Source organism: Nitrospirota bacterium (assembly GCA_016195565.1).
In the GTDB taxonomy this organism is placed as follows: Bacteria; Nitrospirota; Thermodesulfovibrionia; order Thermodesulfovibrionales; family UBA1546; genus UBA1546.
This window is the reverse complement of record JACPZK010000023.1, coordinates 24,505-35,401: the sequence shown is the minus strand read 5'-3', so window position 1 is coordinate 35,401 and position 10,897 is coordinate 24,505. Positions and strand designations below refer to the sequence as shown.

Here is a 10,897-nt window from a genome sequence, read left to right as displayed (position 1 = left end):
TGCTACTGACGCCTCATTCCTCAAGCCTGCCAATACCATTTTCTGCTTCTCTTCTGCGCTCCATTTCTTTCTTGCCATCTGCTTCCTCCTTCCGGAGGACTAACTTACCAGTTGTTCCTAATTTCGTCAAACCCTACACTATCACCTGCATAAAAGAAAAACCGATAGGGCCCGGAAATATCTTTGACTGACGGCATGTCAATAATATATCAAATTTTTCAGAATACTTCATGACAATTCGTTGACTGTTGTTTAACGGCCTACATCAGCAGGTTGTAGCCCGCCTCTGGCAGAATCCCACATAAACGCATCAGGTATCCCATCATTATCTTTATCGCATAACCTGTGCGATGCCGTAGCGATAAATGACTGTTCATCAGCTTTAATGACTGAAATATCAACTTCCGGTTTCAGAGAAAGGCGCAAGAGATGGAGGTCTTTGGTAAAAGTTTTATGTTCGGCAAAATATGTATTTTCGGCGTCAGAAATTTTTGTCAGAGCTGTTCTGACTTGATTACAAGGTTTTTGGGCAGTGTAATTAGGGATGATTAATGCTGCTGTAATGCCCGCTCCTGCAATCACAATCAGAAGATCAGTTCTCGGTCCGCCGCCAAAACCACGATGTCCAAAAATTGCGGAATAAACAACGGCGGCAAGCCATAATAAGCCTAAAACAATCAAGGCCACATTTGAATATCCGAAAAAGAATATCACGGCTGCTGATATGCCGGCCAAGACGAGAACCAATAGGCAGCCCATAGCTATTTACATCCTTTTGAGCTGATGAATTTTATCATGCCCGTGCCTCTTCTCTTTTATCTGAATTCATCTATCGTTTTCGCAGTTAACACCCTAAATCAGCAGTGTGGTTAAGAAAAATACGGATGTGTCCCTCATTTCTCCCCCCTCATTTCTCCCCATGGCCTATTCGTGTGTGCATTTCTCGTCTTTCAATATGCCCTCCTCTGCATATTGCGGAAGGTAGCCCGAACCTCGAACAAACTTGTGAAGTGGTTCGATGCCTATTAATGGTATACATTTCTTATACTCCCTGATCAGCGGAAGCATGCGCTTACCGCGATTAATAACTTCACAGACTAATTCCTCTCCGGAATGTTCACCCATGTACACATTAAGTAAGTATGCAACTGCCTCATCGCCAGCTTTGGATCGGTTTTTCAATATAGAATAAAAACGCTTTTCGACGTCAGGAGTATATTGAGATTCACCACGCCAACGACCGTCTTCCGTAAATTGCTCTTTGTTCTGTCTTACACGTAGCTCCATCAATGGTTTAATCAGCTTTATTGCTTGGTCTGACAATTTTGACGGCTTGCAATCATCAGCACTGGCAGCCGTCACCAAAAGAATGCAGATAATAGTATTCGTCATTATTTTCATTTCATTGCCCTAATATATAATCTACCTTGCAGATAGATTCAAGCTATTTGCGTTAAGATAGCATAAAGCATTAAATACGGCAATACAGAAGTCATGTCAAAAAAATTCTATAGATAAATAGTCTTTTTTTTAACATAGAATCTGATTTGAATTGTGTTATTATTTTGAATCATTTGATAAGGAGAATTTGCTTGTGTTTGAAAAAATAGTCTTATATCTGAAGATGATTAAGTTTTCCCATTCCATCTTTGCGCTGCCATTTGCATTTACTGGCGCGATACTTGCCGCATCGGGCATCCCTTCGCTAAAGCAGATATTCTGGATTGTCGTTGCAATGGTCAGTGCGCGGTCAGGCGCAATGGGATTGAACAGGATTATTGACATAAAGATTGACGCTTCAAATCCAAGGACAGCTAATCGCGAGTTGCCCTCCGGCAAGATAAAGATGTCCAATGCTGTTTTATTTGCAGCTATTTCATTTGCCATTCTTATCTTTGCCGCATATATGCTGAACCCCCTCTGCCTCAAACTCTCGCCGATTGCCATTGCAGTGCTTTTTATCTATTCATATACAAAAAGATTCACATGGCTCTCGCATATTGTCCTCGGTATTGCAATCTCTGCCGCACCTGTCGGAGCATGGATTGCAGTAAGAGGCACATTTAATGCTGAGATTTTGCCAATGGCATTTACAGTTATTTTCTGGCTTGCGGGTTTTGACGTTCTTTACGCTCTTCAGGATATTGAATTTGATAGGTCATTAGGCCTTTACTCTATTCCCGCAAGATTCGGCGTCAAAGACTCGCTGCTTTTTTCAAGGATATTTCATGTTATCGCATGGGGACTGCTTGCGCTTACGGGCTTATTCTTTAATCTCGGGATATTTTATTGGATAGGAATGGCTGCATCGGGAGGGCTTTTTATATATGAACATTCTCTCGTGAAGCCAGATGACCTGAGCAGGCTTGATATGGCTTTTTTCAATATGAACGGATATATAAGTATGACAGTGTTTGTGTTTACGCTTCTTGATTATCTTGTTTAAGTTTATCCTGTCTTTTTTTTTATGTTAAACTTTAAGTGATTTGATTTTAATAAGGAGAAAATAATGTCTTTTTACAGAAAGCGGAGTTTCTGGTTTCTTTCGGCAATAATCCTTTTGGTAATGTTTTTTATCCTCAAGAGAACCTTCAGCGCAGTTGATGTTAAAACAGCGCCTGTAAACAGGCAGGAGCTTGCGATTACGGTAACTGCCACTTCAACAGGGACCATAAAATCAGAAACAGAGGTTAAGATTACGGCACAGAGAATAGGGAAGATTACAAAGCTCTTTGTTGAAGAGGGCAGTATAGTTAAGCCCGGCTCAATGATAGCAGAGCTTGACCCTGAGGAGGCGCATCTGAACCTTAATATTTCACTTGCCTCCATAGACAAGGCAAAATCAATTCTGAAGGAGGCCGAGACAAGATTAAAGAGATTCAGCGACCTGAGGGAAAAGGGATATATCTCTCATATAGATTTTGATTCAGTACAGAAAGAATATAATGTCGCTTATGCAAGCGTAAAAGAGGCGGAGAGTTCGCTTTCGCTTGCAAAGCTTAACTATGATTATTCGTTTATAAAATCTCCGATATCAGGCGTAGTAACATCAAGGCCTGTCAAGGTTGGCGAGACAACTGCAAAGGGCGCTTTAGTGGTGCATGTTGTCGCTATGGATGACCTTTATATAGAGGCGTTTATAGATGAGGCTGATGTTGCAAAGGTTAAACTGAGGCAGCAGGCTAATATCACTATGGATGCGTATCAGGGAAATGTTTTTAAAGGTGAAATCTACCGGATATCGCCTGTGGTCCTTGGCGGCAAGCAGGAAACAAGGACCTTTGAGGTAAGGACACGGCTTAAAGAAAAACAAATCATTATAAAACCGGGGATGTCTGCTGATGTGGAGATTATTGTGGACAACATTAAAAATGCGCTTGTGGTTCCATCCCATGCGCTTATGGAGAAAAACAACAGGAAGTTTATTTTTATTAAAAAATGTTCAACAGCAAAACTTATTCCTGTTGAAACAGGGCAGTTCAACTGGAATTTTACAGAGATAACATCAGGCGTTAAAGAGGGTGATACAGTGATTATCAATCCTGATGCGCAGGGACTTGCTGACGGCAGGAGAGTAAGAGAGAAGAAAAAAACAGAGTGATGTCGCTCAGGAACATAAGGAAGTCGTATGTGCTGCCAAAGGTGACAGTAGAGGTCTTAAGGGGCATAGACATGGAAGTCGCAGAGAAGGATTTTGTGGCTGTGATGGGACCCTCAGGCTCAGGGAAATCAACGCTCCTTCATATCATCGGCTGTCTTGACAGGCCGACATCAGGGCAATATCTGCTCCTTGATGTTGATGTCAGCCGAAAAACAGACAACGAACTTGCAGAGATAAGAAACAGAAAAATCGGCTTTGTATTTCAGAGTTTTAATCTTCTTCCGAAACTTATTGCATGGAAAAATGTCGAACTGCCTCTGCTTTATGGCGGGGTGGAGCCTAATACAAGGAAAAAAAAAGCGTTTGAAATGCTTGAGAAACTCGGCCTTTCTCACAGGGCAGAGCATTATCCGAGCGAACTTTCAGGAGGGGAGCAGCAGAGAGTTGCAATTGCAAGGGCGCTCATAAACGGCCCTGCGATAATACTTGCGGATGAGCCCACCGGAAACCTTGACAGCCGTTCGGGAAAAGAAATCATAGAGACATTTAAAAATTTAAATAAGGAAGGCGTAACGATTGTGGTTGTTACCCATGAGAAAGATATTGCTGAACAGGCAGGGAAGATAATAACAATAAGAGACGGGGTTTGCCAGAGTGGATGTTATTGAGATTATAAGGGTTTCAAGGGACTCTCTTATGGGCAACAGGGTAAGGTCGTTCCTTACAATGCTTGGTGTTGTTATCGGGGTTGCATCCGTTATTATGCTTGTTTCAATAGGCGAGGGCGCAAGGTCCTACATAGGCAGAGAGCTTGGCAATCTCGGAACGAACATATTGATTGTAGTGCCGGGCAAAACTTCTGCCAAGGGAGGTTTTCATCCGCCTGCCGCAACTACGGTCAGAAAACTTGTCTATGATGATGCTCTAATAATTAAAAAACGTTCCAGGCATATTCAAGACGCAGTTCCGCTGATTCTTGGCACCTCCAAGATTAAATATCTGAACCAGAGCAGGGATAATTCTGTAGTGGGGATTACGGAAACTTATTTTGAAATCAGAAACCTGTCAGTTGAATCAGGCAGGTTTATCAGCGCATCGGATGTTGATTCAAGAAGAAAAGTATGTGTTCTCGGAAGGACAGTGAAGAAGGACCTTTTCGGAGATAAAAATGCGCTCGGCGCCCTTGTGGCAATAGGCGACGGCAAATACCGGGCCATAGGCGTGATGGAAAAGAAGGGTGTTACGCTTGGAATTGATTTTGATGACATCGTGTTTATACCTACAACTGCTGCGCAGGAATTGTTTGATACCGACAGCCTGTTTAATATAACTGTCAAGGTCAGAAGCGCAACAGAAATAGACGCCGCAAAAGAGGACATAAGGCAGATACTGATGAAAAGACATGCAGGCAGGGAAGACTTTACGATAATGAGTCAGGATGAGATGGTTGCCGTGATGGGCAAGATATTGAATATAATGACTGCTGTGCTTGCAGGCATAGCTGCAATTTCATTGCTTGTCGGCGGGATAGGAATAATGAATATAATGCTTGTCTCAGTGAGAGAAAGGACGCGGGAAATAGGCATAAGAAAGGCGCTTGGCGCAAAGAACAGGGATATTTTATTGCAGTTTCTGATAGAGTCCGTTACTCTGAGCCTTATAGGAGGAACAGTGGGTATTCTGTTTGCCGGCTTGCTCTCTCTTGTCATCCCTTATTTTGTTGAATTTCTTCCGACACATCTGGCCCTGTGGTCTGTTATTGTCGCTTTTTTGTTTTCAGCGGCAGTTGGAATATTCTTCGGCGTATATCCGGCAAGAAAGGCGTCGCTGTATGATCCCATAAAAGCGTTGAGATATGAGTGAGGGAAAATGCCGATAATTAAGGTTGAGAATTTAGTAAAAAGATTTGGCAGCATTACTGCTGTAAATAACATCTCCTTTAATGTTGAGGAAGGCGCAATATTCGGCTTCCTCGGGCCTAACGGCGCAGGAAAGACAACAACGATAAGCATCCTCTGCACCCTGCTTGTGCCAACTTCAGGGAATGCTTTTGTGAATGGATATGACTGCGAAAAAGAATCCTCATCCGTAAGAAAATCAATCGGCATAGTGTTTCAGGATACAACTCTTGATAAAGACCTCACTGCTGAGGAAAACCTCTTATTCCATGCGTATCTCTATAACGTTGAAAAAGCCGAACGCAGAAAAAGGGTTGATGACGTCTTGAAGCTTGTTGATTTATTCAGCAGAAAAGATGACCTTGTTAAGAAATTTTCCGGCGGCATGAAGAGAAGGCTTGAAGTTGCAAGGGGGCTGATACACAGGCCGAAGGTGTTGTTTCTGGACGAACCGACACTGGGGCTGGATCCGCAGAGCAGATCAAGTCTATGGGAATTCATAACAGCGCTTCCCGGAAAATACGGAGTGACAATCTTCATGACAACGCATTATATGGATGAGGCAGAGGTCTGCGATAACATAGCCATTATTGATAATGGAAACATTATTGCAATGGACAGTCCCGAAGAACTCAAGAAAGTAATAGGCGGAGATGTCATATATCTGAAAACAAGGGATAATGCAAAGGCAGCGGATGTGATAAAGAGCGCGCTGGATATTGACGCATCAATAAGGGACGGCGAGCTTTTTATTTCAACAGTCAGAGGAGATACGTGCATTCCCGAACTTATAAGAACACTCGGCGACAGCGTTTTGTCTGTGAGGCTACAGAGGCCGACTCTTAATGATGTTTTTTTAAAACTGACCGGGAAGGCGATAAGAGACGAGGAGGGCACGAATACGGATACTATAAAAGCTGAGGTTAGGGCGTACAGGAGAAGGCATGGAATTTAATGCGATATACGTTATAGTTGCGCGGGAGTTTAAGAAGTTTATAAGGGAAAGGTCCAGGCTTGTCTCTGCGTTAGCAAGGCCATTGGTATGGCTTTTCCTTGTCGGCGCCGGGATGTCAAGGCTTGTTCCGCCCGTTGACGGCGTTTCATATATGCAATTCATATTTCCGGGCATATTGGGCATGACAATTTTATTCAGCTCAATGTTCTCCTCAATCTCTATTATCTGGGATAAAGAGTTCGGGTTCATGAAAGAGATCCTTGTCGCTCCAGTGTCAAGGCTTTCAATTGTCATAGGTAAGGCATTAAGCGGAAGCATTATATCAACGCTTCAGGCTGTGATTGTACTTTTGCTTTTCCCTCTTCTTGGGCTTAAGCTCGGCGCAGCAGATATAATCAGCGCAGTAGTTATATGTATGCTTGTGTCTTTCTCGGTGTCTGCCTTTGGAATAGTGATAGCAACTTTTTATGAAAGTTATGAAAGTTTCAGTGCAATTATGAATTTCATCATCATGCCGATGTTCTTTCTCTCGGGCGCAATGTATCCTGTAAAGCTTCTGCCTGAAGCTTTGAGGTTTGCAGCCAAGCTTAATCCTCTCACTTACGGCGTGGATGCGCTGAAGCATGTGATTTCTCCGCTTGCACAGGGACCGATGAGCCCTGATTTCAGCCTTGTTACTGACCTTGCGGTTATTGTTGTGCTGTCGGTTATCTTTGTTTTTGCCGGAGTAAAGGCATTTGAGAGAAGAGGGTAGGAGAGTTTGACACGGCAGCGCTTTTTTGGTGTATAATAAAAACCTTCTAACCGAGAAATTCCCGGGTAGCTCAGCTGGCAGAGCAGGTGGCTGTTAACCACCCTGTCGGGGGTTCGAATCCCTCCCCGGGAGCCAGACGTTACTCTCAGCAAAACCGTTTGCTGAGTTCTTTTTTGATGGTTCTATGGGCGGCAATTCCCATAGAACCATTTTAATTCTACCCGCTATAGGACATTTCTAATGTGGCATACAATGCAATTCGGTGTCTTGACGATGGGGATAGATATAGTTTACATTATTCCTGAATAGAAACTTGACATAAAGAAAAGTTAATAATTAAAATCTTGAGCAAAAACGAGTTTACAGAAAATTTACTTCAGGAGGGTTGTCATGGGGGACATGGGAGTCAGGTGGAAGAGAGGGTTTTTTTTCGTTTTCTGTCTTATCATCTCTGTTTTTATTTTTTCTTATTATCTATCAGGACAGCAAGGAACTGTTAATGCCCAACCCAAAGATTCTTGCGTCACGGATAAATGCCACAGCAAGATGGGAAAGGACAAGTTTGTACATGGCCCTGTAGCTGTTGGTGAATGCCATGTATGCCATAAAGGGGAGGCAGATAAACACAGATCATCGCCGGCAAGCAATAAATTTGCGCCCATAAAAGATGTAGGACAACTCTGTTACAAATGTCATGACAGGGTAGATACAATGAGAACTGTCCATCCTCCTGTGAAAGAAGGCAACTGCACAAACTGCCATAGCCCTCATCAGTCTCCGTACAAGTTCCAGCTTCGCGCGGACGGGCAGAACCTCTGTTTTATGTGTCATGACAAAAAGATTGCCTCCGGCAAGTTTGTACACGGCCCTGTTGCAGTAGGCGGCTGCTCTATGTGCCACAATCCGCATCAGACGGACTTTCCGAAGATGCTGAAGGCTGCAGACAATGACGTATGCTTTACATGCCATACTGATAAGGCAGAGGCATTGAAAGGGAAAAAATTTGTTCATAAACCGGCAGGTGAAAAATGCGTCAACTGCCACAGCCCGCATGCAGGGGACTATAAATATAACTTAAAGGTGGATGGAACAAGGGACCTCTGTTTTGGATGTCATAAGGATAAGAAGGAATGGGTTGCGAATGTGAAAACGAAACATGGAGGACTGGATACAGAGAGGCACTGTCTTGTATGCCACGACCCCCATGTTTCTGATTATGTAAAGCAATTGGTAAAAGCGCCTATGGATGTCTGTCTGACATGCCATGACAAATCGCTTGATACACCAAGCGGAAAGATTCTTGACATGAAAACATATTTGGCCAAAAACCATGACTGGCACGGTCCAATTAAACAGAAAGATTGTTCGGCCTGCCATAATACCCATGGTTCCGATAACTTCAGGATACTCAGAAAATACTTCCCTCCTGTATTCTATGCGCCCTTTGATTTAAAGAACTACGAACTATGCTTCAACTGCCACGAGAAGACATTGGTGATCGATCCCAAGACAACAACATTAACTGGATTCAGAAATGGTGAGCAGAATCTTCATTTCAAACATGTAAACAAGCCAGACAAAGGACGTACCTGCAGGGCCTGCCACGATGTACATGCCACAAATAATCCGAAGCACATAAGGGATGCAGTTCCATTCGGGGCATGGGGACTGCCAATAAACCATAAAAAGACCAATACAGGCGGCTCCTGTTCACCAGGATGTCATCAGACATTTAGTTATGATAGAACAAACCCAGTTAAAAACAGGTAAGATTTATGGAGCAGAGATTCCGGAGACTTAGCCCAAAAAATAATGAAAATGTCATTCCCCCGCAAGCTGGAATCCAGAAAAAAAGCAGAAACATAGATTCCTGCTTTCGCAGGAATGACGGTTTTCTCAAGTTTTTTTTACTCTGTCTTTTTTGCCTTTTCATCTTTTTCCCGCCTGTTGTTTTTGCTCAGCAAGTAGAGGGCGATAAGGCTAAAGCCTTTTACAGGGAGTCTGTTAAGCTCTTTGAAGATGGCAATATAGACAGGGCAATGGATGTAGTCAAAGAGGCTATTAAGGCAGACCCAAATTATCCAGATGCCCATGACCATCTCGGTTATATACTCTTAAAAAAAGGACAGTTGGACGATGCGATTAGCGCCTTCAACTCCGCCCTGAAGATAAATCCCATGATGCGCACCTCCAAGACAGGCATAGGCCTTGCCCTATTGAAGAAGGGCGATTTAAAAGGAGCGGAGGCTATTCTTAAGGATGCCTTGATATTAAATCCTTATCCTTCAATGACCCATTATGCGCTGGGGCTTGTCTATGAAAAACTCAATGATTATGAAAAGGCTATTGTACATTTTAAGGAAGGGATAAAGACTCATAAGGTAAGGGTGGGAAAGGAATGAGGGATATTAACGAAAAAGCAGGTAAAGGCAAAGGTAGAGGTATAGGAGTAGTTTATTATTTATTATTTTTCTTCCTTTACCTTTACCTTTTTGCTTATACCGCAACTGCTCAGGCCTTGCTCCAGACAGGGGCACAGGCTCCTGGCTTCTCGCTTAAAGACGTAGAAGGAAAGGATATGATTCTCTCGCAGTATTCGCAGAAGAAGGCTGTTGTTGTCGTGTTCTGGTCTACCTGGAGCGCCAAGTCCCCTAATGCCCTCAAGAGATTCGAAGAGTTTTACAAAAAATATAAAGACAAGGGCATACAGGTAATCGGGATTAATGCGGATAACCAAACTCTTGCTAACGGAGATGTTGAAAAAATAAAGAGCCTTATAAAAGAGCTTAATATTACATTTCCGATGGTTCTGGATAAGGGTTTAAAGACATTCCATGAATACAGCGTAATCGCCCTGCCATCCACTATAGTTATAACGGAGGGCAAGATAGCATATGAGCTTCCGGGACTTCCGCTTGTAGGCACGGAGGATATGTTTGATTATCTGCTTGTTCTTGCAGGAGAACAGCCCAAGAAAAAGATGGGACCTAAGTACATGCCCCGTTATGACGCCATCGCTGATACAAATCTTGCGAGGGGATTAGTGAAGAAAAAGAGATACGAGATGGCGTATCCTTTTTTTAAGAAGGCGATAGAGAAGGACCCTAAGTACATGCTTCCGTATGTAGAGCTTGCAAAACTGTACGAGATTGACGGCAAGAGGGTGGAGGCGGAAGAGATATTGAGAAAGGCATTATCTGTAGAGCCTGATAATGTTGCTGTCATGACCGAACTCGGTTATTTTCTTACGAAGACAAGCAGGACAGCCGAGGCTGTCGGGATACTTGGTGCGGCGATAAAAAAGAATTCATACACCCCTGCATATTATTATCATGCTTACGCCCTTGGAAAAAACGGGCAGATGAATGAATCTCTAAAGGCCTTTGAGAGCGCCCTTTCCCTGAACCCTTATGACCCCGTTATATACTCTCTGAGGGGAGAGACTTATGAAAACAGCAAGATACTGAAAGAGGCTGCATCTGATTACAAAAAGGCCCTTGAACTTATTTTGAAGATAAAAGAATAAAAGCTGTCCATCAGGGTAAATGACAAATCCCGATATAGAAAAATTGTCATTGCGAGCAAAGCGAAGCAATCTCATCTTTTGCAATAAGATTGCCACGAACCCTTCGGGTTCTCGCAATGACAGACATTAATCGCTTTTCTCGTTCTATATCTGGATTCAGGCA

General features: G+C 43.1%; 11 protein-coding genes and 1 tRNA gene. 10 read left to right on the top strand and 2 right to left on the bottom strand.

Annotated features, from left to right (window positions below; genetic code table 11):
• Nucleotides 1-252: 252 nt before the first annotated feature.
• Nucleotides 253-759, bottom strand: a complete 507-nt coding sequence (locus HY035_08130) for a hypothetical protein (GenBank protein ID MBI3378349.1) — start codon at nt 757-759, stop codon at nt 253-255.
• A gap of 165 nt (nt 760-924) precedes the next feature.
• The gene (locus HY035_08125) at nt 925-1,401 is read right to left on the bottom strand and encodes a hypothetical protein (protein MBI3378348.1); all 477 of its coding nucleotides are present in this window, start codon (nt 1,399-1,401) and stop codon (nt 925-927) included.
• A 187-nt stretch (nt 1,402-1,588) separates the two neighbouring features.
• Here HY035_08125 and HY035_08120 point away from each other — a divergent pair, with 187 nt between their 5' ends.
• From HY035_08120 to HY035_08075, 10 genes are all read left to right on the top strand, one after another.
• On the top strand, nt 1,589-2,446 hold the full coding sequence (locus HY035_08120) for a UbiA family prenyltransferase (GenBank protein ID MBI3378347.1): 858 nt from the start codon (nt 1,589-1,591) through the stop codon (nt 2,444-2,446).
• A 63-nt stretch (nt 2,447-2,509) separates the two neighbouring features.
• On the top strand, nt 2,510-3,601 hold the full coding sequence (locus tag HY035_08115) for an efflux RND transporter periplasmic adaptor subunit (GenBank protein ID MBI3378346.1): 1,092 nt from the start codon (nt 2,510-2,512) through the stop codon (nt 3,599-3,601).
• Entirely contained in the window at nt 3,598-4,269 is a 672-nt protein-coding gene (locus tag HY035_08110; GenBank protein MBI3378345.1) for an ABC transporter ATP-binding protein, read from the top strand. Before HY035_08115 ends, HY035_08110 begins: the two co-directional genes overlap by 4 nt.
• Nucleotides 4,256-5,464: an ABC transporter permease gene (locus HY035_08105; protein ID MBI3378344.1), complete on the top strand. Its 1,209-nt coding sequence runs from the start codon at nt 4,256-4,258 to the stop codon at nt 5,462-5,464. Before HY035_08110 ends, HY035_08105 begins: the two co-directional genes overlap by 14 nt.
• Nucleotides 5,465-5,470: 6 nt before the next feature.
• Entirely contained in the window at nt 5,471-6,454 is a 984-nt protein-coding gene (locus tag HY035_08100) for an ABC transporter ATP-binding protein (protein MBI3378343.1), read from the top strand.
• Nucleotides 6,444-7,208, top strand: coding sequence for an ABC transporter permease (locus HY035_08095; GenBank protein MBI3378342.1), 765 nt, complete (start codon nt 6,444-6,446; stop codon nt 7,206-7,208). The genes HY035_08100 and HY035_08095 overlap by 11 nt, the downstream gene beginning before the upstream one ends.
• 59 nt (nt 7,209-7,267) lie before the next feature.
• A tRNA-Asn gene (locus tag HY035_08090) sits at nt 7,268-7,343 on the top strand.
• Between the two features lie 255 nt (nt 7,344-7,598).
• Nucleotides 7,599-8,978: a cytochrome C gene (locus HY035_08085; protein ID MBI3378341.1), complete on the top strand. Its 1,380-nt coding sequence runs from the start codon at nt 7,599-7,601 to the stop codon at nt 8,976-8,978.
• A gap of 5 nt (nt 8,979-8,983) precedes the next feature.
• A complete protein-coding gene (locus HY035_08080) occupies nt 8,984-9,610 on the top strand; it encodes a tetratricopeptide repeat protein (protein MBI3378340.1) in 627 nt (208 codons plus the stop codon).
• The gene (locus tag HY035_08075; GenBank protein MBI3378339.1) at nt 9,607-10,734 is read left to right on the top strand and encodes a redoxin domain-containing protein; all 1,128 of its coding nucleotides are present in this window, start codon (nt 9,607-9,609) and stop codon (nt 10,732-10,734) included. The genes HY035_08080 and HY035_08075 overlap by 4 nt, the downstream gene beginning before the upstream one ends.
• The last annotated feature ends 163 nt before the right edge of the window (nt 10,735-10,897 follow it).